Raw genomic sequence first — 23,059 nt, 5'->3', positions numbered from 1 at the left:
TTCCGACAGAGGAGCCGATATGAGCGAAGCCGTCCACATCGAACGACCGCGACAGCCGGACTATGCGACTGTCACGGCCGAGGACCTGGCCGCCTACCGTGCGGCGGAGAACCGATTCCGGGCGTCGGCGCCGGCGCGAGCGATCCTCGGGACCCCCGATCCCGGCGCCGCCATCACGTGGCAGAAGGTGCGGCTGCCCGGCCGCGAACTCCCCGTCCGGGTGTATCGGCCCTCGTCCGAGCGCGACAACACGAGGACCGCTCTGCCACTCGTCGTCCACGTGCACGGGGGCAGCTTCGTGGGCACGGCAGTGCAATGCGATTGGGCCAACAGCTATCTCGCCGCGCACCTGCCGGCTGTCGTCGTCTCGGTCGAGCATCGCCTCCTCGACCGGAATACGCCCATGTCGGCTGCCGCCGAGGACGGCTGGGACGTGCTCGGGCATGTGCTGCGGCACGCCGCGCACTGGGGCATCGACCCCGCGCGGACCGCCGTGTTCGGTGAAAGCTTCGGTGCGTTGATCAGCGCCCTGACGGCGATCCGCGCCACAGCGTCCGGGTTACGGCTGCAGGCGCAGGTGCTGGTCAATCCCGCTGTCGACGTCACCGGCACGATGTTCGACTACGCCTCGATGATCGAGTACGCCGACACCCCCACGGCCGTCACCGCGCAGCTGGAACTCTTCCAGCGGCTGGCGGTTCCACCGGGCACCGACGCGCGGGCGCTGTCGCCGCTGTATGCCGAAGATCTCGACGGGCTGGCTCCCGCACTCGTGGTGGTACCGACCCACGACGCGGTCGCCGATCAGGGCCGCCGCTACGCCGAACGGCTGCGGGCGGCCGGGACACCCACGCGGATCATCGAATACCCCGGAGCACCACACGCATTCCTCACCACGCCGGGCACGACGCCCGAGGCCGAGAACGCGCGAGCCGATATCCACGAATTCCTCCGAGCGTCCTTCGCGCGAAGAGAGGACGAAAACGCGTGAACCGCCGGAGATTTCTTCGCGGCACGACCGCGGCGTGCGCGCTTGCCGCGTCGACGGTCACCGGATGCGGTGCCGGCGGCACAGCCGAATCGGTCGTCGCGACGCGAGCCGGGCGGATACGGGGCAGCGTCACCGCAGGCGTCCACGCGTTCAAAGGCGTGCCCTACGCCGCGCCCCCGCAGGTTGTTGACCGCTATCGACCACCGCGCCCGGTCCAGCCGTGGACCGGCGTCCGCGAGGCACTGGCCTTCGGGCCCACGCCGCCGCAGCCGCCCACCCCGCCGCCGATGGACTTCTTCGCGCCACCGGTTCCCGGGCCGGAATACCTCAACCTGAACATCTGGACCCCGGAGCCGGGCTCGGCGCGCCTGCCGGTGCTGGTGTGGATCTTCGGCGGCGGTTTCGACACCGGAAGCAACGGCCTCTACGACGGCCGGGCCTTCGCCCGCGACGGCGTGGTATTCGTCGCGATCAACTACCGGCTCGGCGCCGAAGGATTCCTGTTCCTCGACGACGGCGTGGCCAATGTCGGCCTGCTGGACCAGATCATGGCGCTGGAATGGGTGCGCGACAATATCTCCGCCTTCGGCGGCGACCCCGGCAAGGTCACCATCTCCGGGCAGTCCGCCGGCGCGATGGCCGTCGCCACCCTGATGGCGATGCCGCGGGCCGACGGGCTGTTCCGGCGCGCAATCATGGAAAGCGGTGCGGGCAATCTCTGTCACTCCACCGAAACCGCCCGCGAGATCGGACACCGCCTCGCCGCGAAGCTGGGCACGCCGCCGAGCCGCGCCGCCGTTGCCGCGGCCGGTGTCGAGCGCGTGCTCGCCGCTCAGTCCGCGCTCATGAGAGATCTTGCGCGACAACCGGATCCGCAACGCTGGGGCGGCGAGCCGGGGTGCCGCGTCAACATGTGGCGGCCCACCCTCGACGACGCCACCCTGCCCGCCAAGCCCATCGACGCCGTCACCGCTGGAGCCGGCGCCGCGGTCGATGTGCTGCTCGGCCACAACAGCGAGGAGGGGCGCCTGTCGCTGGTGCCTTTCCGCAGCCTCGACTCGGTCACCGAAGCGGAATTGACCACCGCGATGAGTCTGTACCGGCTGCCCGTCGACCGGGCGCTGCCCGCCTACCGCACCGCCTACCCGGACGCCGATCCCGGTGCGTTGCTGGCAATCCTGCAGGCGGACTGGTTCTACACCGTCCCCGGCCTCCGGCTCGCCGACGCCCGGGCCGATGCTCCAGCAGCCACCTATATGTACGAATTCGCTTGGCGCTCGCCACAATTCGGTGGCAGTCTCGGAGCCTGCCATTTCCTCGAGGTTCCCTTCGTCTTCGACCAGTTGCACGACCGGCGAATGCAATGGATCACCGGGCCGAACCCGCCCCAGCAACTGGCCGACCTCGTACACAGCATGTGGGTGCAGTTCGCCGGCACCGGCCGAACGAACTGGCCGCGTTACGAGCACACCCGCAGGACCACCATGCGACTGGACCTGCAACCCGCCGTCGTCGACGACCCGTACCCGACCCGGAACCTGTGGGACGGAGTCGACCTGTACTGACCGCGGACGGACCCGCCTACGGCGAAGCACGTCCAGCGACAAGTGACTCGTCACGATGTCGCGACCGTCCGGCCCGGCGTCACGCACCGTCGGCAGTCGAAAGTGTCGCGCCGTCACGTGCGGCCCGCAGCGCGATCGCCAGACCGATGCCGAGGCTTCCCCGGACATCGGCGTTCAGTGTCGTCACGTCGAGACGTTCTGTGGTCTCTCATCGGATGTGCTTTGCGGTCAGGCGAATTCGGTGACCGCCGCATGACCGCGTTCGACCAGGGCGGGGACCAGCGCGCCGAGCCGGTCGAAGCCGTCTCCCACGGTCAGACCCTGCTGCGCGCGGTAGTGGATCCCCTCGAAGATCGCCGCGATCTTGTAGTAGGCGAATCCCAGATACCAGCCGAATTCGGTCAGGTCGCGGCCGGTCTCCCTGGCATACGTCGCGACCAGGGTGTCGCCGGCGGGATACCCGGGGACATCACCGGGGACCGCCGCGACCGGGCTGTCCAGCCCGCGGATACCGTCCCACCACACGACCATCGAGGCGAGATCGGTCAGCGGGTCACCGATCGTGGCCATTTCCCAGTCCAGGACACCGGCCACCCGGCCGCCGGCCGGATCGACCACCACATTGTCGAGGCGATAGTCACCGTGCACGATCGCCGGCGCCTGCCCGGTGGGCAGTATGCGACCCAGCCGCTCCCCCAGACTCGTGAGATCCGGCAGATCACGACTGTGCGACGCGTCCAACTGAGCCGCCCAGCGGCGCAGTTGGCGTTCGAGATACCCGGCCGGCCGCCCCAGGTCACCCAGGCCCACGGATTCGGGGGCGAGCCGGTGCAAGCGGCCCAGGGTGGTGACCAGTTCGGCGGCGAGTTGTTCGGCCGCGGCGCCGAACGCGTCCAGTTGCGCGCGGTCACGGAGCACGACCCCCGACGCGAACTCCATGACGTAGAAGGGCGCGCCGATGATCTCCGCTCCGGCGATCACCAGTGGCTTCGGGACGGGGACGTCGGTCGGATGCAGTGCCCGCAGCACCCGGTACTCGCGGTCCATATCGTGCGCGGTGGCGAGCACGTGCCCGAGCGGTGGCCGGCGCAGCACCCAGCGACCGGTTCCGTCCGTGAGCAGATAGGTCAGATTGGACCGGCCGCCGGCGAGCAATTCGACCCGCAACGGGCCGTTCAGCAATCCGGGCGCCGCGGTGCGCAGAAATTCCTCGAGCAGCGGCACCGAGATCCCCGGTAGAGCCGTATCCGACATGACCAATCTCCTGAACCGAGCGATCGAACGGTAGGTTTGAACAGAACTGGAAGCTAGCCCATGGCCCGCAGCGATGTCAACGGCGACTACGCTCATCCCACCGCGAAAGGAGCACGGAGTGGCCGGAGAGCAGAACGCGCACGACGGAGCCGCGGGCCGCGAAGCCCTCGGCCGGCGACTTCGCGCGGCCAGGCAGCGCAAAGGCCTCACGATCCGCGAGGTCGTCCCCGAAATCGGGGTCAGCATCGGCACCTGGAGCGCGATCGAGAACGGCCGCGCAAGGATCGGCGATGATCGGCTCGCCACCGCCGCCCGGCTGTTCGAGACCGATCCCGCGAGCCTGCGTACCGATGCGCCGGTGCAGGTCGAGACCGATGGGCAGTGGCGGGACTTCCCGCCACTGAACCTCGCCCCACCCGTCGCGGGCGCACTCAACGCCTTCGTCGAACTCGGCTACCACGGGTCGTCGATCCGCGATATCGCCGACCGGGCGGGTTTGTCGGTCGCGGGCGTCTACCACCACTGGCCGACCAAACAGCATCTACTGGTCGCGCTCCTGGATATGACCATGGACGATCTCCAGGGACGCTGCCGCGCGGCGCGGACAGAGGGCGACGGGCCGGTCGAACGCCTGGAGCGGCTGGTCGAATGCCTCGCCCTCTACCATGCCCACCGCCGGGAACTGGGGTTCATCGGCGCGAGCGAGATGCGCAGCCTGGAGGAACCGCATCGCGCCCGGATCGTAGCGGCCCGGCGGAACGTGCAGCATATGGTCGAAGACGAGGTCAACGAGGGATGCCGGCGCGGCGCGATGCGGACACCACTGCCCCGGGAAGCCGCCCGCGCGGTGGTGACGCTGTGCACCTCGTTGCCGCAGTGGTGGTCACCGACCGGAGGACTCACCCCCGAGGCGGTCGCCCGGCAGTACATCGACTTCGCGCTCGATCTCGTCCGCGTCCCCCGTTGACGGCCCCTCCGGAGCAGGAATACAGTTCATCACCGATCAATCGATCGGTGATGTTCAGAAGGTGTTCATGCCCGGGTACGAACTTCCTGCCCACCCACCGCAGGCGCTGGAACTGCACGAGCGCACGGCGCGTTCAGGGGTGAACGGGTGTTTCCGGCCGAGGCCGATCACCTCGCCCACCGCCGCGACGCCGGGCCCGGCGATCATGTCGTCCCGCCGATCGTGGAGGACCTGAAGCGGCAGGCCCGGGCCGCCGGGCTGTGGAACCTCAGCGATGCGTCTCTTCGACGACCCCGACGAGGTGCACATCCAGTCCATCGCCACGAGCGAACTCCGTCGCGTCCCGCTGTTCGATCACCGGCCGCGCTCCTCGGAGACCACCACACCGACCGCGGTTTCGGGTCGGAATCGACCAGCCGCCGCGGCCGACCGATCACGAATTCGACTGCCCCGCCCTATCATCGGTCACAGGTTACGATCGAACCCCTCCCCCACCTGCCTATTATTCAGGCAGCCGGAAGCAATCCGGCCCCTGTGTTACGCCCTCGCCTGTTCCGAGGGTCGGAGAGGCTGGCAAGACAATGATGCGAAATAGCCTGGCCAAGGCGATAGGCGTGGTGGCCTTCAGTGCGCTGCCGTTGGCCGCGACGGTTGCCGTCGCGGGCCCGTCCTCCGCTGACGCCGTAACCCGGCAGGCCACACCCGTGGCCGGTATTCCACTGCAGAAAAGCGAGGACATCGCCACCAACCCGCACGCCCTGATTCCCGATCCAGTCCTGAACGGCTCGTCCGCGGGCGGCTCGGTCGGTTCCGCCGTCGGGTCTGCCACCGGGTCCGGCGGCTCGCTCCTCGGCTCCGTGATCGGTGCCCTGGTCGGCTATTTCCACCCCGAGGTGATCCCGCAGGTTCTGCCCTGACCCTCCGCCGGGCCGGTGGCGTAGATCTGCGAATCGCTACAGCCCGGTCCGGGCGCCACAGGTGATGACCGCGGACCGCAACGCCGACAGTCCCGGCACTCGCCGGGACTGTCGGACGCTCTGACCCGCTCCGATATCCCTAGGAGATCTTGCGGCGATAGGTGGTCATGGCGAAGAGGTAAGCCACGATGAGGATGCCGACGCACCAGCCGAGGGCGATCCAGATATCGGTGCCGACCGGTTGCTGGGCGAACAGGTCACGGATGGCGTTGATGATGGATGTCACCGGCTGGTTTTCGGCGAAGGCGCGGAGCGGGCCGGGCATGGTGTCGGTCGGCACGAAGGCCGAGCTGATGAACGGCAGGAAGATCAGCGGATAGGAGAAGGCGCTCGCGCCGTCCGGGGTCTTCGCGGACAAGCCGGGGATGACCGCGATCCAGGTCAGCGCGAGGGTGAACAGGATCAGGATGCCGGCGACCGCGAACCAGGCGAGTATTCCGGCGCCGGACCGGAAGCCCATCAGCAGGGCGACCAGCACCACCACTACGAGCGAGATCAGGTTGGCGACCAGCGAGGTCAGGACATGGGCCCACAGGACCGACGACCGTGCGATGGGCATGGATTGGAACCGCTCGAAGATACCGCTTTTCATGTCCAGGAAGAGCCGGAACGCGGTGTAGGAGATGCCCGAGGCGATGGTGATCAGCAGGATGCCGGGCAGTAGGTACTGCACGTAGGAATCCGACCCCGAGTCGATCGCGCCGCCGAATACGTAGACGAACAGCAGCATGAACGCGATCGGCATGATCGTGGTCGTGATGATCGTGTCCACGCTGCGCGTGATGTGGCGCAGGGATCGTCCCAGCAGCAGGCCGGTGTCGGCGAAGAAATGCGTGGTCATCATGTTTCCTTATTTCGTCCGTACCGCGCTGCGGTCATCAGCGGAAATGCCCTCGCCGCCTTCGTCACCGACGAGGGCGAAGAAGACGTCTTCCAAACTCGGCTGCTTCTCGACGTATTCGACCTTCGCGGGCGGGAGCAGTTGTTTGAGCTCGGCGAGGGTGCCGTTGACGATGATGCGGCCCTTGTGCAGGATCGCGATCCGGTCCGCCAGGTGTTCCGCCTCGTCCAGGTATTGGGTCGTGAGCAGCACCGTGGTGCCGTGCTCGGCGAGGTCCTTGACCGCCTGCCACACCTCGATGCGCGCCTGGGGGTCGAGGCCGGTGGTCGGCTCGTCGAGGAAGATGACCGGCGGATTGCCGATGAGGCTCATGGCGATATCGAGGCGTCGACGCATACCCCCCGAATACGTCGAGACCTTCCGTGCGGCCGCGTCGGTGAGCGAGAATCGCTCGAGTAGGTCGTCGGCGATCGTGTCGGCGTCCTTCAGGTGCCGCAGCTTGGCGATCAACACGAGATTTTCCCGGCCGCTGAGGATTTCGTCGACGGCGGCGAACTGCCCGGTGAGGCTGATGGATTCCCGTACGTCGCCCGGCTGGGCGCCGACGTCGAAGCCGTTCACGCCGGCTGTGCCCGCGTCGGCTTTGAGCAGCGTCGACAGAATCCTGACGATCGTGGTTTTGCCGGCGCCGTTCGAGCCGAGCAGGGCGAAAATGCTGCCCCGCTCGACCTCGAAGTCCACGCCGCGCAGCACCTCGAGCTTGTTGTAGGACTTCTCCAGACCCTGCACTCGGATCGCCGGAGCTTGCTGTGTCGTCATCGAAAGGTCCTACTTTCCTTCTCCGGCGGCACGTTCGACGGCGCTGGTCAGCCGTGTTCGTTCCCGGTTGAGCCAGGACTCGTCCTGGTAGTTCCGCGCGAACGTCTCGATGAACTCCACGGGGTCATCTCCGACGATCTTGCGTATCGGGGTCTCGTCGGCCGCGCTCTGCTCGAACAGATCGACGAGGTCTTCGAACATCGCCACGCCGCCGCCGCCCGCGCCCCCGTACATCAGAAACCGCTCGAAAGCCTCGACCACGGTGCGATAAGCCGGGGGAAGCTGCTTCGCGCGCGCCTTGTACTGCCGCCACCGCTTCTTGTCCCCGAGGTCCCCGATCACCTTCGAGGTGAGATCCGATATATCCATGACTATCTGCCTCCTTTTTCACGGAGCTGTTCGAGCCGTTCAGCGAGGAAGCTCCAGGTCCTCCAGAACTCGTCGAGATTTTCCTGTCCCGCAGCGTTGAGGGAGTACACCTTGCGCGGGGGCCCCTTCTCCGAAGGAACCTTTTCCACGTCGACGAAACCGCGTTTCTCGATCCTGACCAGCAAGGCGTAGATGGTGCCCTCGGCAATATCGGAAAAGCCCTGCTCCCGCAGCCATGCGGTGATCTCGTAGCCGTACGCGGGGCGGCCGGACAGGATCGCCAGGACGATTCCCTCCAGCGTTCCCTTGAGCATCTCGGTCTCCTGCTTGCCCATGAACACTCCCTTCAGCTACTCAGTGAAACTGACTACTAGTAGATAGTAACACTGAGTAGTGGTACCGCAAGCCCGCCGATCACTCGATATCTAGCTAAATATGAGTAGATGTATACGTACAGGCCGTGAGCTAACTATAAGTAGACATATACGTACACGCAACCCCCGGGTGCGAGAGGGCCCGAACGCGACCCGCGGCCGCCCAGCGAGAGGAGGGACCCCGGCGCGCCGCGGAGGCGGAACACCGGAAGTCCGTCGGGAGTGGTGGTGCCGAAGGCCTCGCCCAGGGCTCCTACAGCCAACCGTTGCGGCGGAACATCACAACCAACCCGCTGCAGGTCAGCACCATCACCGCGAGAACTGTGGGGTATGCCCAAACCTGCTTCAGTTCGGGCATGTGCTCGAAATTCATGCCGTAGATCCCGGCGATCATGGTGGGGACCGCGGCCAGGGCTACCAGTGCGGATATCTTGCGCATATCGGTGTTCTGCCGCACGGCGATACGAGCCAGGGTCGCGTTGATCAGTGCCGAGAGCGCGTCGTCGAAGTCGTGGACGCGTTCGGCGGCGGTGGTGTGATGGTCGGTGACATCACGCAGGTAGCGACGCACTTCCTTACTCAGACCGGAATCGGGCCGGGTGAGCATCTGCAACGGCAGGGCCAGCGGGATCACCGAGCGACGCAGTTCCACGATTTCGCGTTTGAGCTGATAGATCGACTCGATGCCGAGCCGTGAGCGGGGGGTGAACACCTCCTGCTCCATCTCCTCGACGTCGGTTTCGATCTCCTGCACGACGTCGAGGTAGGCGTCGACGACGTGGTCGGCGATCGCGTGCAGCACCGCGCCGGGACCCAACCGCAACCGTTCGGGGTCGGCTTCCAATTCCGCACGAACCGCCCGCAGGCCGGAGTGCTCGCCGTGGCGGACCGCGAGCACGAAATCGGGGCCGAGGAAGATCAATATCTCGCCGGTCAGCACGATCTCGCTGACACTGTGCATATCGTGCTCGACATATGCCACGGTCCGCATCCCGAACACCACAGTGTGGTCGTAGCGTTCCAGCTTCGGGCGCTGGTTGCCGGCCACGGCGGCTTCCACGGCCAGCCGGTGCAGCCCGAACACTGCCGCAACCTCACTCATCTGGTCGATATCGGGCTCGTGCAGGCCCAGCCACACGAATCCGCCCGCATCGCTGTCGTTCTCGCGGACCCGAGCCAGAGCCTCGGCCACTCCGAACCGGCCGTCCAACCGCTTCCCGTCGCGGTAGATGCCGCAGTCCACAACCGCCCGCGCCACCGGCACCGGAATCCGCTTCGACGCCACCGTCGACCCGCTGCTGCCACGATTCGGTTCAACCAACACCCCGCAAGCCTAGAAGCTTGCCCCGCCCGCCAGCCACCGACGAATTCGATCCCCGGCCGACCGGTGCGAGGGTGGTGGTCGTCCACTGCGATCGGCGGGATGTCCCGCCGCACTCGGCGGGTGGTTCAGAGCAGGTCGGCCGGACCGCGTGCGGTGACAGCGAAGTCGACCATCGCCGCCACCAGCTCCGCACCCGTGCCGGCACCGGAGCTGGAGACCGAGCTCATGCCCCACATCATCGGAAACAGATTCGGATCGACCACCGCCGATACGATCCCGATCCCGAACGTCCGACGGCTTCCAGCTCGGCCGGCAGTTCCGGAGCGCCCTCGGATCGCCTGCACATCGACGGCCTCATCGCGAGCGGTAGTCGGCGACGAGCCATTCGTCGCCGGCACGCTGCACATTCACGGTGAGCAGCGTGGGGGCGCCGACCGGTTCCGGATGCCGGGCATTACGGGTCTGCTGGGTCGCGAAGACGGTGACGACGTAGTTGTCACCGTCGACGGCCTCGACCGCGGTGCTCACCACGTCGCCCCGAGCGACGGACCGGGCCTCGATCATGACCTCTGTGAGTTCGTCGCGGGCGGTGTCGTAGCGATGGGACAACCCCGCGGTGGTTCCGTCCCGGACACCGGCGAAGAAGGCGTCGAGGCTACGGAAGTCGTAGGTCAGCGAGCGTTTCGCGTAATCGGCCGCGACGGCGGCCACACGGTCTCGATCGGCGATGCGGTCGCGCAGGGTGTCCAGCTCGTGTTCGGCGGAGTACCAGCGCCAGGCGAGAAGTCCCGACAAGGCGACGAGCGCGAGCGCGGCGAGTCCCCACGCCAATACGCTGGTGGGCGACGCGGACGCACGCTGTTCGCCGCGGCCGCGCGGTCCGCCGGCCACCGCGGCGGAGTCGGCGGCGTGGTGATCGGGGTCGGTTTCGGAGGTGTCGCTCACAGTGGGTCCTCGCTCAGAACGGAAGAATGACGATGATGTGGGCGGATCCGCCCATGAGGAAGGCCGCGCAGACGAATTCGATTCGCCGCGGTCGGGTGTGCTCATCGACACACGGCCCGATACTGCGTACCGAGAATCGCTTCGGTGAGTTCTGGCGAAGCCGAGCAGGCGGAAGCGGGCGCCAGGCCCGCGGCGGGGTAGTTCGCGTTCGATCCGTTGATCAGTTCCGGCATCAGCGAGAGCATCTCCACCAGTCGCCCGGGGTGGGCAGCGAGGACTCCCGACAACTCGTGCAGAGAGGGGTCGGCGTCCTCGAAGACAGACTCCGGGTCGGCGAGGATTCTGCCCTCGGGCTCGGTTGCCGGTTCCTCCGTGAACAGCGAGTTCACCAGATCGACGGCGTCGTCGAACAACCCGACGAGCGCGGCGATCCCCTCGATCAGCACGCCGACCTGTTCGGCGATGCCGCCGAGTTCGGCGGCGATCGTCCCCAGATTGTGGATCAGCACAGCGACCACCGCGTGCTCGCTCGTAGCGTATTGCAGCAGGTCGACCAGACCCTCCAGCACCGGTTCGATACCCGCGCCGTCGCCCTGGAGAACACAGACCAGGTTCTCCGCCAAACGACCCAGCTGCTCGATGTCCAGCGCAGTGAACAATGGTTTGAATCCATCGAACAGCCGCGATACGTCGAAACTCGGCGCGGTCCGCTCGCGCGGGATCGTCGCGCCGGCCGCGAGCCGCACCCCTCCGGGCTCGGACTCGAACAGCTCCAGATAGCGCTGCCCGAGCAGGTTCTGATATCGGATCGCGGCGTGGGTGGTGTCCAGGACCGCCCCGTCGTGTTCGACGGTGAACCCCACCCGGGTCGTGGTGTCATCGGTGACCTCGACTGCCGTGACGGTTCCGATCCGGGCTCCGGCCAGCTGAACACCGGCTCCGGCGGTGAGCCCGGAGGCATCGGTGAAGACCGCGGTGTACTCGGCGTCGACCTCGGCGCCGGTAACCGGTCCACGCACGGTGGTCAGCACCAGGCCGAGGCAACAGACGACGAGGACACCGAAGACGGACAACCCGATCGCAGGGCCACGCACGGATGACATCGAACTCCTTCCGGGGCGTCGGCCGACCGCGCGAGGAGCGGCACGGTACCGGCGACGATTTCGAACTTCGACTGCACCCGTCCGTCCACGACCGGGACGCCACGAAGAGACGGTCCGTCACAGCCGGTGACAGGCAGGGCGACCGAACCGTACGGCATGCCCGGTGGGCGACCCAGGTCCAGAATCACGGCGAGTATTTTCGGCGAAGCGAGCCCGGTTGCGGCCGAGCCGTCTTCGACGCCCGGGGCGGTGGCAGCCAGCCGCTGAACGGTCGCGTATCCGGCGAGGTCGATGCAGCCACCACCGGCGGCGCCACGAGCAATCGTCAGCAAGACCGGCCCGGGTTCGTCTCGAATCAGCAGCAGGTCGTCTCAATCTTGTGACGTAACACAACGACCGAGCCCCGGTCACGTAATCTGAGCCCCTGGCCCCGTGTGACAGGGCATTTCGGTTCACGAGACCCGCACTCCGCGGTGCCAGCTGTATCGACATCGCACCCAGGGACGTGTGCCATGAGATGTTTGCGTGCCGGCATTCTCGCGTTGTTCGTCATCGTGCCGTTGCTCACCGGGCAGGCTGCGGCCCAACCGCCCGCCCTCCCGTTCCCCGGACTGCCGGTAATTCCGCTGCCCGCGGACGCGAGCGGCGCTATCCTGCCCGGTATCCAGCAGTGGATCGACCAGGTGATTCCGCCGCCGCCGATCGCGCCGGCGCCCCAACCAGCGCCGACGGATCAGACGAACGATTCGGCGCCGGGGCCGGCGGCGCTGCGGCAGGCGGTGTTGCCCGCACCGGTCGGCGACCCGATATTCGATGCGTGGCCGGCCGACCTCGCCGACTTCGCCCCGGGTGCGGTGCTCGAGGTCCGCGATATCACCGCCTCGGCCGCGCCGCTGGTCGTTGTGCCGATCCGGGAGGCGCTGCTGTTCAAATACCGGACCACCGACGCGCACGATCGCCCTTCGTACGCCACGGCCACACTGGTGATTCCGGCGACCCCCTCACCGGTTCCCGGAGCGCGGCCGGTGCTGGTCAACAACCTGCCGATCGATGCTCTCGGCCGTCGCTGCACTCCGAGTTACACACTGGCACACGGATTCTCGTCCGAGAGCGCGATCACCGACTTCGTGCCGCCCACCACCCACCTTGCCGCGCTGCGTGGCTATGCCGTGCTCATTCCGGATCACGAGGGCCCACTGATGGCCTACGCCGAGCCCTACGTCGCGGGTCACGCGGTATTGGACGCGGTGCGTGCGGTACGCGGCCGGCTGGCGAACGAGTTCGGTGCGAGCCGTTTCGCGATGGCGGGCTACTCCGGTGGCGCGATAGCCACGCACGGCGCGGTGAAACTGATCGAGAGTTATGCGCCCGAGCTCGCACCGTCACTCGCCGGTGCGGCACTCGGCGGGGTGCCCGCCGATTTCGAGATCCTGGCACGCAGCATGAACGGCAATCTGGCTTCCGCCGTGTTCATGGCCGCCGTCTTCGGTATCGCACGCGAGCGGCCCGAGATTCTGGCCCGGATGAACCACCTCGCCCAGTGGGTGACCACCTCGCCGATGAAAGACCAGTGCGTGAGCATTTTCGCGCTGCCCGGTGTGCTGCAGCTGCCGATCGACATCGCCGCGAATATCGCCGACCCACTGCACTCGACGCTGGCACGCGAGATCTACGAGGTGACCCGGATGGCAGGGGTCGCGTCGGCGACTCCGCTCTACATCTACAACGGTGAACAGGAGTTCTGGATCCCGGCCGAGGGCGCGCGCAACCTCTATCGCGAGCAATGCTCGCTCGGCGTCACCGCGGTCTACCGCAGTGTGCTCGGCGAGCACATCATCGCGGCGGGCCTCGGTTATCCAGAGGCCATGATCTGGCTGGACGAGCGCCTGCGCGGCATCCCGGCGGAGAATGAATGCTGAAGGCGCGCCACACCAGAAACACGCCGTGCCGATTGCCGCATAATTGCCGTGGCGGGAGCTCAGGCGACACTCGGCGTGTTCTTCGCCCCGCCGCGTACCTGGAACGCGCCGACGACCTCCACAATGCCCATGAAGATCAGCCACCAACCGGCCACCACCGTCAACACGGCGACGGAGTTGAACGGCCAGACGATCAACATACCGCCGCCGATCAGCAGCACGATGCCGAAAAAGACATTCCAGGCGCGCCCGGGGGTGCCCGAAGGCGCGTCTGCAGCAGCGACCAGAACCGCGACGCCGCGGAACATCCAGCCGATTCCGATCCACAGGGCCATCAGCAGAACAGCGTCGCCGAGATGACGCAAGGCGAAGAAGGCCAGGATGAACGACAGTACCGCGCTGACGATCAGCATGACCCGCCAGCCGCTCGAGACGTGACCGCCGAACGCCGCGACCAGCTGGAAGATGCCCGAAACCAGCAGATAGATACCGAACAGGACAGCCAGGACCACGATTGTCGGACCCGGCCAGATCAGCACCACGACACCGACGACCACCGACACCAGGCCGATGATCAACATCGCCTGCCACGCGCGCCGGGCCAGCTGATGCAACGGCCCCTCGTAGTGAACATCGCTGGATATCATGCAGGCATGATATGACGCTCCCGGCCAATTGCTGATGATTCGCCAGCCGAGAAACGCTGTCGGTATCGGTGACCATTCGTGGCGGCCGGACGCGCGAGCGATCGCGCACTGCACGCCGGCACTTCGTCCGGCCACCGCGACCACCGGCAGCGCGACCACCCGCTCACCGAGCGCCGTCTGCGACGCTAGGCCGGTTTCGACTCGCCCCGCGACGAGATCTGCTGCACACCCCAGCTGTTGCCGTCCGGATCCTCGAAGAAGATGAACCCGACGTTGTCGAGGGGATCCGGCGTGGGCGAGGGATTTCGGCCCAGCACCTGGACATCGGTGACCGCCACACCGCGCGTCATCAGTTCCTTGTGCGCCTGCCCGATATCGGGCACGACAAGTTGAAGGCCCTTCACCGAACCCGGTTCCATCTTCGGGACCGCGCCTTCGCCGATGACTATGGAGCACCCGGAGCCCGGCGGCGTCAGCTGCACGATGCGCATGCCGTCGCCGATCTTCGTATCGTGGTCGACCGTGAATCCCAATCGCTCGCTGTAGAAGTCCTTCGCCCGATCGATATCGGATACGGGGACGATGACGACTTCGAGGGTCCAGTTCACAGCACTTCCTCTCGGATGGGTACAGACCTCACCGGTAGAGACGGCCCTGGCACGGGGAATTCATCGTCCCTCGATGTGACCTCGTGACTTTCGTCGAAGGCGATGGACAGACCGGTGTCGAAGTCGGCCATGATCCCAAGAACGACGAACCTTTCACCGATGTGGTCGCCAGTCTTTGGTTCTGCACACGCGCAGGAATCCCCGGTAGTTGGACGAAGCTCGCGTGATCTCTCGATCCTGCCGACACGTCGATACCCACCGCGAACGCGATCAACACGTCCACCTCAACTCTCCGACGGCCGATCCGAACCGATCGCGGGCTTGACCTCAACAATGATCGAGCTTCTAGCGTCGATGGCATGACGACACAGCCCATGCAACCTCCTGCCCGCCAGCCGATCGGATTCTGGACAGTCCGCGCCGGTGCGGCCATCGGAGCCCGTACCCGCGCCGCGCTCGAAGCGATCGGTGTGACCCAGGCCGAATGGTGGGTCCTGCATCAGCTCTCGCTGCACCCGGAGGGTCTGTCACGAGCCGCGATCATCCGGACGATCGGTCCGAACGGCTCGGTTGCCGCGATAGACGCAGCCCTGGCCTCGGCGATCCGGAAAGGGTGGGTGCGGGAAGCCGGCGCGAGCCTCGAATCCACCGAGGTCGGGACCGAGCGATTCGAGCGCGCCGCGCACGTGCAGAAAGCCCTGCACGACGAACGGATGCAGGGCATCAGCGAGGAAGAGTACGTCACGACCATCACTGTCCTGCAGCGAACCATCGCGAACGTCGGTGGCGACGCCTGGCACTGGTAGAGGGCCCGTGGCGGCGACCTGATCAGCTGTTCCGGTTTCCCTCGGGCGAGCCGCGCGGTAGCGTTCGGATGGTGTCGAAGGTCAAGGTTCTGCTCTGGCTGGGACACGTCGCACTCCCTGCGCTCGGGTTGTGGCTGCTGGTATCCCGTCCCGAACTCGACACCGACTACGAGCACCACGGGACGCATTTCTGGTTGGTGCTCACCACCGCCGCCCTCGCGATGGCGCTGGGCGTGATGTTGTTCCGGGCCGCCCGGATGCGCCGGGACGCCCGGTTGATCCTGGTATCGCTGGTGTTCCAGTTCAGTGCGGGTTTCCTCGGGTTGCACGCCTTGGCGACTCCCGGCGTGATCCTGTTGACGCCGAACGCCGGCTTCGTCTATTCGGTACCCGTCGGGCTGGGACTCGGCGGTGCTGCCGCCCTGGCGTCGTCGGTGGAATTCGGTCCCGCGGCGGCCGCCCGATTGCATCGGTCGGCGTGGATGTTGTCCGCACTCCCCACGCTGCTGCTCGTGACGTGGGCCGTGGTATCGATGGCACAGTTACCGCCACTGCACCACGCGCCCGACCCGACGGAGGCCAGAGGACCGCTGGTCGGGGTGGCCTTCGTCGGGTCCGCGTGTTATCTCGCCGCGGCATTTCGCTATGGCCGCCAGTACGCGCGACGACGGGGCGTGGTGCTGCTGAGCGTGCTCACCGCCTTCGTGCTACTGGCCGAGGCACTTTTCGCCGTGGGTTTCAGTCGCAGTTGGCACACCTCGTGGTGGGAATGGCATGTGCTGATGCTGGCTGCCTTCGTGCTCATCTCCAGTAGCGCCCACCTGCAATTCCGGCGGGAGGGCTCGGCTCTCGGACTCTTCGACAGCGTCACCCTGCACCAGACCATGGCGGGGCTGGAGCGCGACTACACACGGGCCCTCAACGAGATGGTCGACGCGCTGCAGGCGCGCGCCGAGGGCGGCGTCGCCTCGACCGAGCCGCTGGGAGCGGTCGGGGCCCGGTTGTCCAAACGATTCGGGCTCACCGAACGTCAGGTCGCGGTACTGCAGCAGGGCGCCTACGCGCTGGGTAGCGAGCGGGAGCAGGTCCGCCGCCTGGGGCTGCTGGCGGTGATCGGTGAGCGGTCGAACGTCATTCGCGGCGAAAAGGATCTGCTCGACGACGTGCTGCACCTCGTTTCGCAGGCGTTCGAACGGGATCGATTCCGGTTGGGGTTGGTTCGAGGCCACGAACTGGTCTTCTCCGACGGTGGGCCTGCCGACCCGCGGTCGCTGGGGTTTCCGCTGGTCGTCAAGGGAAGCCGGGCCGGAATGCTCGAGGCGCACCGGGTGGGAGGCCGCTTCAGCGATACCGAGCTGGCGATGTTGCGATCGTTCGCCGATCGGACGTCGGTCATGGTGGAGAACGCCCGCCTGTATCAGCAGATCGACGGACTGTTCCGGTCCTATATGTCGCCTACGGTAGCGACCGCGCTGATCGCCGACCCGTCCCAGGCCGGACTCGGCGGCCGGATCGCCGAGGTCAGCGTGCTCATGGCCGACCTGTCGGGATTCACGCCGTTCTCCGAGTCCGCGACCCCGGAAGCGGTGGTGCACATGCTGAACACGTATTACGGCGTGATCGTGCCGGCGATTCTGGACTGCGGTGGGACGGTGGTCCAGTTCGTCGGCGACGCGGTGATGGCCCTGTTCAACGCGCCGACGCACCAGCCGGATCATGCGCTGCGGGCGGCCGCCGCGGGACTCGCGCTCCAGCGGGTGGTCGCCGAAACAGCGGTTCCGCACCCCGGTTGGCCGCGTTTCCGGGTCGGGGTCAATACCGGTCCGGCGCTGGTCGGCAATATCGGCGCGCAGCAGATGCGCAACTACACCGCGATCGGTGATACGACCAACCTCGCCGCCCGGCTGGAGAGTCTGGCGGAGCCGGGGACCGTGGTCATCGGCTCGCCGACCTACGCGCACCTCGGCTCGCGCGCACAGGTGCGCAGCCGTGGCACAGTCACTGTCCGAGGCCGGAGTGAACCGGTGACCTGCTATGTGCTGGATGGATTGCGGTGACCACCGATTTCGAGATACTCCGTGGATTGCGCGAATCGGAGCGGCGCGAAATCCTCGCCTCGTGCACACCGCGCCGGTACAAACGCCGGGAAATCCTCTGCCACGAAGGCGATCCCGGTGACTGTCTGCATCTGATCAAGTCCGGCCGGCTCATCGTCCGGGTCGCCACCCCGTTCGGGGACAGCGCGACGCTGACCATGCTCGGCCCCGGCTACTCGTTCGGCGAACTGGCGGTGCTCGACAGCAGCGCCCGCCGTACCGCGACTGTCGAGGCGGTCGAGAATGTCGAAACGTTGACGTTCAGCCGCGCACAGTTGACGGCGCTGCGGCAGAGTTACCCGGAGATCGACCGGGTCATGATCGCCACCTTGGCCGCTCAGGTGCGGCGGCTCTCTGCTCAGGTGCTCGAGGCGTTGTATCTACCGGTGGAAACCCGGGTCGTCCGGCGTCTGATCGATCTTGCCTCGATCTATGGCGGATCGAATTCCGTTGCCGAGATCCGGCTCAATCAGCAAGATCTGGCGTCCATGGCCGGAACGACCAGGGCCACGGCGAACAAGGTGCTGCGCGATCTGCAACAACGCAACATTCTCGCGCTGACCCGTGGTCGCATCACCGTGATCGACCGGGCGGCGCTGGTCGGCTCCGCCCGTTGAAGGTCTAGTGTGCGAGCGCCTTGCCGCCGGTGGGCGCGACCGCGAACCAGGTACCACCGACACCCTGACCCCGCAGGTCACCCGGCCGCTCGTCCTTCGCGAAGTGGTACACCGGCCAGCCACCGACGGTGATCTGGCACGTTCCGTCCGCGCGCTCGACGAATCCGACCCGCCCCGGGTCGATCCCCACGATGTAGAGCCCTTGTCCCCGGCTCACCAGCAGTGGCGGCCACGTGACGGCACAGTCGCCGTGGCAGTTCGACTGCGACGGGTTGGCGGTGTCCTTGTCGAACCGGTAGAGCGAGCGACCGTCGCCGTCGGTGACGCGCAGCCCGACCGCCGGGTCGGTGACCGCGGTGAGCTCGACAGCATCGGCGCCGAACGGCGCCTGCCCGGCGTAGATATTCAGCCATCCTTGCGTTTTCACCGGCACCTGCGCCGACGCGGCCGGAGCCGGCGCCGGGTCCGCCGTCGCGGCAGGGGCCGCGGACAGGCCCACCACAGCGGCAGCGGCAATCGCGGCGGCGGTCGTATTGATCATGGTTGTGAATCTCGACATGGGATCCTCCGAATGGCGTTCGTTTTCCAGTGACCGCAATTCTTCGGCCCCGGACCCGAACGGTCTGTTCGCGCACCGACATCCACTGTGTGTCCGAGCCGACACAAGAACTCGCCGAGACCCCTCGCGCGACCGCGGTCAGCGCCAATTTCTCCCGTCGGCCGACGGGTCGCTCTCGTTCGGTGGCAGATGGCGGGTCATCGGTGGGGACGGCTGCGCGGCACCTACCGACCGGCCCACCGGCCCGAGCCGAAATCCACGCGGACGATCGTTCCGCCGCAACGAGTTCCGATCTGGACAGGTGCGGCTGGAGTACTGGACAACGAATTCCCAGCGTTGGACACTAGAGCGAACGGCTATTGAAGGGGTGGATTCGAATGGTCAGAACACACACGGTGGCCGCCGGGGAAACGCTGCCGGCATTGGCACTTCGTTTCTACGGCGACGCGGACCTATCTCCACTGATCGCCACCGCCAGCGGAATCACCGGTCCCGACGCCATCGATATCGTCGAACCCGGTGCAGTCGGCGTGGGGCAACAGCTGATCATTCCCGATTTCACCGGACACGAGGTTCTCCCGGGGGACACGCTGCCGGAATTGGCATTGCGCTGCTACGGCGACGCGGGACTGTCTCCGCTGATCGCCACCGCCAGCGGAATCACCGAATCCGACGTCGATGTGGGGCGACGGCTGATCATTCCCGAGCTCGTGAGATACAAGGTTGTCGCAGGGGACACGCTGCCGGAATTGGCATTGCGCTACTACGGCGACGCCTCGTATTCTCCGCTGATCGCCACTGTCAATGGCATTGCCGAACCCGACGTCATCGATATCGGGCAGATACTGGTCCTATTCGCCGGTCGCAGTAACGGATTCGGACTGTCGATCGTGGACCGCAACGAGAACGACCCTCGGATGTGGTATTACCGGTTCCAGACCAGTGCGATCGGCTGGAACCCCGGAGTCAATGTCCTGCTTCCCGACGACTATCGCACCAGCGGACGCGCGTATCCCGTCCTCTACCTGTTCCACGGCGGCGACCAGGACTTCCGCGCATTCGACTTTCTGGGCATCCGCGAACTCACCGCCGGAAAGCCGATCATCGTCGTGATGCCCGACGGCGGACACGCGGGCTGGTACTCCAATCCGGTCAGCTCATTCGTCGGCCCCCGGAACTGGGAGACATTCCACATCGCCCAGCTGCTCCCCTGGATCGACGCTAATTTCCGGACGTACGCCGAATACGACGGCCGTGCGGTAGCCGGGTTTTCGATGGGCGGCTTCGGTGCGCTGAAATACATGGCCAAGTACTACGGCCACTTCGCCTCGGTCAGCAGCCATTCCGGCCCGGCGAGTCTGCGTCGCGACTTCGGACTGGTCGTGCATTGGGCGAACGTGTCCTCGGCCGCGGCGGACCTGGCCGGCGGCACGATCTACGGCGCGCCGTTCTGGAACCAGGCCAGAGTCACCGCAGACAACCCCGTCGAGCGTATCGACAGGTACCGGAACAAGCGGATCTTCTTCGTCGCCGGCACCAGTCCGGATCCGATCAACTGGTTCGACAGCGTGAACGAGACCCAGGTGCTCGCCGGCCAACGGGAGTTCCGTGAACGCCTCACGGCGGTCGGCATCCCACATGAAGGGCACGAGGCGCCCGGCGGTCACGTCTTCCGGCCCGACATGTTCGCCGTCGACCTCGACGGCATCATCGCCCGGCTGCGACCTGCGGCTCTCGTGTGATCGTCGAGTTCGGTTCAGCTCTGGCCGGACAGCCGACCCACGCAGTTCAGGCGGCGCCCCGCGTACTACGAGAACGTGATCATCGACCCGGAGACCACGCCCCTGCTGGCGCAGGCCGCCGCCAAGGGCTACCACTCGGGCGCGCCCGACGACCGGAACTTCGAGCACGGGCTCGATTCCATCCTCGACCACTCTTCCCGGCTGCTCCCGGGAGCGGGTTCGACGGATGCGAAGCCCACGCCGGCACGACGCGCGACCCGATCATCGGCCACGAAAGCCGGTAAGCCTCGTACGCGCGCTGCGGCGACATAGCGATCGGACGGACACACCGTCACGCGTTCCGGATCAGGCGTCCTCAACGCTTTCGGAGCACCGCGTCCGGATGGGGCGGCGTGTGCACTCGGGCAGCGAGGGAGGCGGCGGCCAGGCAGGCAGCCGCGCCGACGAGGAGAGCGGCACGAGGACCGGCGAGGTTGATGATCCACCCGGTGACCAGGCTGCCGATCGGGGTGGTGCCGAGAAAGACGAACACCCAGAGCGCCATGACCCGGCCTCGGTACGCGGGGTCCGAATGTAGTTGCAGTGCAGTAGATGCCAGCGTGACGAAGCAGAATGCCGCGCCGCCGGTAGCTGATAGCGCCGCGCACGCGGTGATCAGATTCGGTGCCACGGCGGTCGCGGCCAGAGCGATACCGAAGGAACACGGCACGGTGCCTACGGATGCGATCAGCAGGCCGGCCAGCACCGGACCGACGACACGAGCGCTGTTCATGACGACACCGTTGACGCTGGCCGCACTGGCCAGGTCCGCGGCCGGAACCAGCTGCGCGACGAAGGTCTGGCGCGCGGGCGCGTCGAGTATCTGCACCAGGCCGCCCGCCACTGAGATGGCGACGATCGACGGCACCCCCGCATGTCCGGTTACCGCCGTCAGCCAGAGCGCGGCTGCCAGCAGCCCGTTCCCGATCTGGGTGCCGATCAGGAGGCGGCGTAGATCCACCCGGTCGGCGATCATCCCGCCCCACGGGCCGAACAGCAATTGCGGGAGGCCGCCTGCGGCCAGGACCGTGCCCAGCGACGCCGGTGACCCGGTCAGCTGCAGTACCAGCCGGCCGATCGCTGTCGCCTGCAAGAATGTGCCGCTGGCGGAGGCGATCTGGCCCGCGAAGTACCAGCGGAACGGCCGCGACCGCAGCGCGCGGAAGGCGTTCGCCGACCCGGGCGCCCGACGGTGTCGCGGCCCAGCGGCTTCGGGGATCACCGGCACGCCGCGTGATCCATGGACAATTCTCGGTTGGTGCGCATCGTATTTCGCTCGGTGGCTCGCGAGTCGATCAGGGGCGCGCAATGTTGCACAGGTTCGATCGCGCGATATTCGCGACCTCGCCGACACCACCGGACATCATGACCTTCCCGAGGCCCAGGCCGAAACCTTTCGCCGCCGCGACCGTGAGATGTGAGGCAACCTCCAGCGCGTCCGGAGTCGTCACCACATCCACCAAGGCGGGGCCGGGGTAGGCGAGCGCCGCGCGCAGGGCTTCGCGCAGGCCATCGGGGTCTGTGTCACCGGGCAGCACCAGAACGGCGGCGCCTCTGTCGAGGATCGCGCTCTGTATCGCGCTGTGCGCCAGCCGCACCAGCTGATTCGGGTGCGCGACCGTCTCGCGAAGGCCGCCGCCGCCTCGTTGTGGACGTGGATCCATGTGATTCGGCCGTCGCCGCGGACCGCGTCACTGAACGCGTTCACACTGTCCCCGACCAGACCGTAGATCCTATTCACTCCGGCCCGGACCAGCACCTCGACCAGATCATCGGCCACCGTTCGACGCAGCATGCCGCCACCGCTGCTCGTCGGCAACGGTGCGCCGCAGCAGATAGCCGTGACGGCCCGACAGGACGAGCTCCCCACGCTGGTTGTGGACCGATACCGCGGTGGTGACCAGACCGTTGTCGCCGCTGGGTGTGAGCTCGATGATCTCCAGCTGCGAATACAGTGTGTCCCCGGCGTGCACCTCGACGTGGAATTCACAGGAGAGGCTGCTGAACGCGACGAATACCTCACCGATGACATGCGGGAACAGCGTCGCACCCGGCGCGGTGAAGGCCAGGACCTGCAGGCCGTGCACCACTGGTGCGGAGTGTCCGTGCGCACGCGCCCACTCCGCGTCGTAGTGGACAGGATGGTTGTCCGCCGACACCACCTGGAACGCGGAGGCATGGGCATCGGTGAGCGTGCGGCTCGGCGCCCGGAAAACCTCGCCGATCCGCAAGTCCTCGAACGTGCGAGGCGCAACGATCTCGAATCGGCTCCGATCGAACGCTGTTTCGGTCTCCATGCGGTCTGCTCCTTCAGAAGTGTTGTTGTGCAAAGCAATCCGCCGACGCCGAACGGAAGGCGGAACCGGGGAGCACGCGTTCCAGTCTGCCCCGAGCGGGCGGGCGCTCACCCCGCCGTACAGGCCGGGAACCCCTCGAAATCAGACACCGCCGATCATGTGCCGAATTCCGAGCGCCTACGCTCGCGCGTCGTCCATCC

General features: G+C 66.8%; 25 protein-coding genes and 1 pseudogene. 11 read left to right on the top strand and 15 right to left on the bottom strand.

The window, feature by feature from the left end:
* Positions 1–19 precede the first annotated feature (19 nt).
* Positions 20–991, top strand: a complete 972-nt coding sequence (locus OG804_RS04430; protein ID WP_328394132.1) for an alpha/beta hydrolase — start codon at positions 20–22, stop codon at positions 989–991.
* On the top strand, positions 988–2,556 hold the full coding sequence (locus OG804_RS04425; protein WP_328394130.1) for a carboxylesterase/lipase family protein: 1,569 nt from the start codon (positions 988–990) through the stop codon (positions 2,554–2,556). Before OG804_RS04430 ends, OG804_RS04425 begins: the two co-directional genes overlap by 4 nt.
* 228 nt (positions 2,557–2,784) lie before the next feature.
* Here OG804_RS04425 and OG804_RS04420 read toward each other — a convergent pair whose 3' ends face one another.
* Positions 2,785–3,810 (bottom strand): phosphotransferase family protein, encoded by a 1,026-nt coding sequence (locus tag OG804_RS04420; protein ID WP_328394128.1) that lies wholly within the window; start codon positions 3,808–3,810, stop codon positions 2,785–2,787.
* Between the two features lie 118 nt (positions 3,811–3,928).
* Between OG804_RS04420 and OG804_RS04415 the strand changes: the two genes are divergently transcribed.
* Positions 3,929–4,777, top strand: a complete 849-nt coding sequence (locus OG804_RS04415) for a TetR family transcriptional regulator (RefSeq protein WP_328394126.1) — start codon at positions 3,929–3,931, stop codon at positions 4,775–4,777.
* Positions 4,778–5,358: 581 nt separating this feature from the next.
* Entirely contained in the window at positions 5,359–5,694 is a 336-nt protein-coding gene (locus tag OG804_RS04410) for a glycine zipper domain-containing protein (RefSeq protein WP_328394124.1), read from the top strand.
* A gap of 139 nt (positions 5,695–5,833) precedes the next feature.
* Here the strand turns inward: OG804_RS04410 and OG804_RS04405 are convergent, their stop codons facing one another.
* The 7 genes from OG804_RS04405 to OG804_RS04375 form a co-directional block, all read right to left on the bottom strand.
* Positions 5,834–6,595 (bottom strand): ABC transporter permease, encoded by a 762-nt coding sequence (locus OG804_RS04405; RefSeq protein ID WP_328398223.1) that lies wholly within the window; start codon positions 6,593–6,595, stop codon positions 5,834–5,836.
* A 9-nt stretch (positions 6,596–6,604) separates the two neighbouring features.
* Positions 6,605–7,414, bottom strand: a complete 810-nt coding sequence (locus tag OG804_RS04400; protein WP_328394122.1) for an ABC transporter ATP-binding protein — start codon at positions 7,412–7,414, stop codon at positions 6,605–6,607.
* Positions 7,415–7,423: 9 nt separating this feature from the next.
* Entirely contained in the window at positions 7,424–7,783 is a 360-nt protein-coding gene (locus OG804_RS04395; RefSeq protein ID WP_328394120.1) for a DUF1048 domain-containing protein, read from the bottom strand.
* 2 nt (positions 7,784–7,785) lie between these two features.
* Positions 7,786–8,118 carry a PadR family transcriptional regulator gene (locus OG804_RS04390; protein ID WP_328394118.1) on the bottom strand — a complete coding sequence of 111 codons (333 nt, stop codon included), beginning with the start codon at positions 8,116–8,118 and terminating at the stop codon, positions 7,786–7,788.
* A gap of 292 nt (positions 8,119–8,410) precedes the next feature.
* Positions 8,411–9,481, bottom strand: coding sequence for a magnesium and cobalt transport protein CorA (locus OG804_RS04385; protein WP_328394116.1), 1,071 nt, complete (start codon positions 9,479–9,481; stop codon positions 8,411–8,413).
* A gap of 354 nt (positions 9,482–9,835) precedes the next feature.
* Positions 9,836–10,426 carry a hypothetical protein gene (locus OG804_RS04380; protein ID WP_328394114.1) on the bottom strand — a complete coding sequence of 197 codons (591 nt, stop codon included), beginning with the start codon at positions 10,424–10,426 and terminating at the stop codon, positions 9,836–9,838.
* A 101-nt stretch (positions 10,427–10,527) separates the two neighbouring features.
* Complete coding sequence (locus OG804_RS04375; protein ID WP_328394112.1) at positions 10,528–11,529, bottom strand: MlaD family protein; 1,002 nt, start codon at positions 11,527–11,529, stop codon at positions 10,528–10,530.
* Positions 11,530–12,041: 512 nt separating this feature from the next.
* Between OG804_RS04375 and OG804_RS04370 the strand changes: the two genes are divergently transcribed.
* A complete protein-coding gene (locus tag OG804_RS04370) occupies positions 12,042–13,448 on the top strand; it encodes a lipase family protein (RefSeq protein WP_328394110.1) in 1,407 nt (468 codons plus the stop codon).
* Between the two features lie 59 nt (positions 13,449–13,507).
* On the opposite strand, the gene OG804_RS04365 is transcribed toward OG804_RS04370, so the two are convergent.
* Together OG804_RS04365 and OG804_RS04360 are read right to left on the bottom strand one after the other, a co-directional pair.
* A complete protein-coding gene (locus tag OG804_RS04365) occupies positions 13,508–14,095 on the bottom strand; it encodes an HdeD family acid-resistance protein (protein ID WP_328394108.1) in 588 nt (195 codons plus the stop codon).
* Between the two features lie 185 nt (positions 14,096–14,280).
* Entirely contained in the window at positions 14,281–14,703 is a 423-nt protein-coding gene (locus OG804_RS04360) for a VOC family protein (protein WP_328394106.1), read from the bottom strand.
* 83 nt (positions 14,704–14,786) lie between these two features.
* Here OG804_RS04360 and OG804_RS04355 point away from each other — a divergent pair, with 83 nt between their 5' ends.
* From OG804_RS04355 to OG804_RS04340, 4 genes are all read left to right on the top strand, one after another.
* A complete protein-coding gene (locus tag OG804_RS04355; RefSeq protein ID WP_328394104.1) occupies positions 14,787–14,930 on the top strand; it encodes a hypothetical protein in 144 nt (47 codons plus the stop codon).
* 132 nt (positions 14,931–15,062) lie between these two features.
* The gene (locus OG804_RS04350) at positions 15,063–15,509 is read left to right on the top strand and encodes a MarR family winged helix-turn-helix transcriptional regulator (protein ID WP_328394102.1); all 447 of its coding nucleotides are present in this window, start codon (positions 15,063–15,065) and stop codon (positions 15,507–15,509) included.
* Between the two features lie 68 nt (positions 15,510–15,577).
* Positions 15,578–17,566, top strand: coding sequence for an adenylate/guanylate cyclase domain-containing protein (locus tag OG804_RS04345; RefSeq protein ID WP_328394100.1), 1,989 nt, complete (start codon positions 15,578–15,580; stop codon positions 17,564–17,566).
* Complete coding sequence (locus OG804_RS04340; RefSeq protein ID WP_328394098.1) at positions 17,563–18,222, top strand: Crp/Fnr family transcriptional regulator; 660 nt, start codon at positions 17,563–17,565, stop codon at positions 18,220–18,222. Before OG804_RS04345 ends, OG804_RS04340 begins: the two co-directional genes overlap by 4 nt.
* A 4-nt stretch (positions 18,223–18,226) precedes the next feature.
* Here OG804_RS04340 and OG804_RS04335 read toward each other — a convergent pair whose 3' ends face one another.
* Entirely contained in the window at positions 18,227–18,781 is a 555-nt protein-coding gene (locus tag OG804_RS04335; RefSeq protein WP_328394096.1) for a hypothetical protein, read from the bottom strand.
* Between the two features lie 377 nt (positions 18,782–19,158).
* On the opposite strand from OG804_RS04335, the gene OG804_RS04330 reads away from it, so the two are divergent.
* Both OG804_RS04330 and OG804_RS04325 read left to right on the top strand, forming a co-directional pair.
* Entirely contained in the window at positions 19,159–20,523 is a 1,365-nt protein-coding gene (locus OG804_RS04330; RefSeq protein WP_328394094.1) for an alpha/beta hydrolase-fold protein, read from the top strand.
* A 75-nt stretch (positions 20,524–20,598) separates the two neighbouring features.
* Positions 20,599–20,835, top strand: a complete 237-nt coding sequence (locus OG804_RS04325; RefSeq protein ID WP_328394092.1) for a hypothetical protein — start codon at positions 20,599–20,601, stop codon at positions 20,833–20,835.
* Between the two features lie 43 nt (positions 20,836–20,878).
* Here OG804_RS04325 and OG804_RS04320 read toward each other — a convergent pair whose 3' ends face one another.
* The 4 genes and pseudogenes from OG804_RS04320 to OG804_RS04305 all read right to left on the bottom strand — a co-directional run bounded on the left by OG804_RS04320 (position 20,879) and on the right by OG804_RS04305 (position 22,859).
* The gene (locus OG804_RS04320; protein ID WP_328394090.1) at positions 20,879–21,790 is read right to left on the bottom strand and encodes an MFS transporter; all 912 of its coding nucleotides are present in this window, start codon (positions 21,788–21,790) and stop codon (positions 20,879–20,881) included.
* A 67-nt stretch (positions 21,791–21,857) separates the two neighbouring features.
* Positions 21,858–22,226, bottom strand: a complete 369-nt coding sequence (locus OG804_RS04315; protein WP_328398909.1) for a hypothetical protein — start codon at positions 22,224–22,226, stop codon at positions 21,858–21,860.
* A gap of 20 nt (positions 22,227–22,246) precedes the next feature.
* Positions 22,247–22,357, bottom strand: a pseudogene (locus OG804_RS04310) (hypothetical protein); the annotation flags it as partial.
* Positions 22,332–22,859 (bottom strand): MaoC family dehydratase, encoded by a 528-nt coding sequence (locus tag OG804_RS04305; RefSeq protein ID WP_328394088.1) that lies wholly within the window; start codon positions 22,857–22,859, stop codon positions 22,332–22,334. The pseudogene OG804_RS04310 and the gene OG804_RS04305, both read right to left, overlap by 26 nt.
* Between the last annotated feature and the right edge of the window lie 200 nt (positions 22,860–23,059).

The sequence above is a fragment of the Nocardia sp. NBC_00416 genome, assembly GCF_036032445.1.
In the GTDB taxonomy this organism is placed as follows: Bacteria; Actinomycetota; Actinomycetes; order Mycobacteriales; family Mycobacteriaceae; genus Nocardia.
The sequence above is the reverse complement of the archived record's forward strand: the minus strand, read 5'-3'. Positions and strand labels throughout refer to the sequence as shown.

Coding starts and splice junctions, on each gene's coding strand:
- OG804_RS04430 (WP_328394132.1), top strand. CDS start 20: ATGAGCGAAGCCGTCCACATCGAACGACCGCGACAGCCGGACTATGCG.
- OG804_RS04420 (WP_328394128.1), bottom strand. CDS start 3,810: ATGTCGGATACGGCTCTACCGGGGATCTCGGTGCCGCTGCTCGAGGAA.
- OG804_RS04410 (WP_328394124.1), top strand. CDS start 5,359: ATGATGCGAAATAGCCTGGCCAAGGCGATAGGCGTGGTGGCCTTCAGT.
- OG804_RS04405 (WP_328398223.1), bottom strand. CDS start 6,595: ATGACCACGCATTTCTTCGCCGACACCGGCCTGCTGCTGGGACGATCC.
- OG804_RS04400 (WP_328394122.1), bottom strand. CDS start 7,414: ATGACGACACAGCAAGCTCCGGCGATCCGAGTGCAGGGTCTGGAGAAG.
- OG804_RS04395 (WP_328394120.1), bottom strand. CDS start 7,783: ATGGATATATCGGATCTCACCTCGAAGGTGATCGGGGACCTCGGGGAC.
- OG804_RS04390 (WP_328394118.1), bottom strand. CDS start 8,118: ATGGGCAAGCAGGAGACCGAGATGCTCAAGGGAACGCTGGAGGGAATC.
- OG804_RS04375 (WP_328394112.1), bottom strand. CDS start 11,529: ATGTCATCCGTGCGTGGCCCTGCGATCGGGTTGTCCGTCTTCGGTGTC.
- OG804_RS04370 (WP_328394110.1), top strand. CDS start 12,042: ATGAGATGTTTGCGTGCCGGCATTCTCGCGTTGTTCGTCATCGTGCCG.
- OG804_RS04365 (WP_328394108.1), bottom strand. CDS start 14,095: ATGATATCCAGCGATGTTCACTACGAGGGGCCGTTGCATCAGCTGGCC.
- OG804_RS04350 (WP_328394102.1), top strand. CDS start 15,063: ATGACGACACAGCCCATGCAACCTCCTGCCCGCCAGCCGATCGGATTC.
- OG804_RS04345 (WP_328394100.1), top strand. CDS start 15,578: ATGGTGTCGAAGGTCAAGGTTCTGCTCTGGCTGGGACACGTCGCACTC.
- OG804_RS04335 (WP_328394096.1), bottom strand. CDS start 18,781: ATGTCGAGATTCACAACCATGATCAATACGACCGCCGCCGCGATTGCC.
- OG804_RS04330 (WP_328394094.1), top strand. CDS start 19,159: ATGGTCAGAACACACACGGTGGCCGCCGGGGAAACGCTGCCGGCATTG.
- OG804_RS04315 (WP_328398909.1), bottom strand. CDS start 22,226: ATGGATCCACGTCCACAACGAGGCGGCGGCGGCCTTCGCGAGACGGTC.
- OG804_RS04305 (WP_328394088.1), bottom strand. CDS start 22,859: ATGGAGACCGAAACAGCGTTCGATCGGAGCCGATTCGAGATCGTTGCG.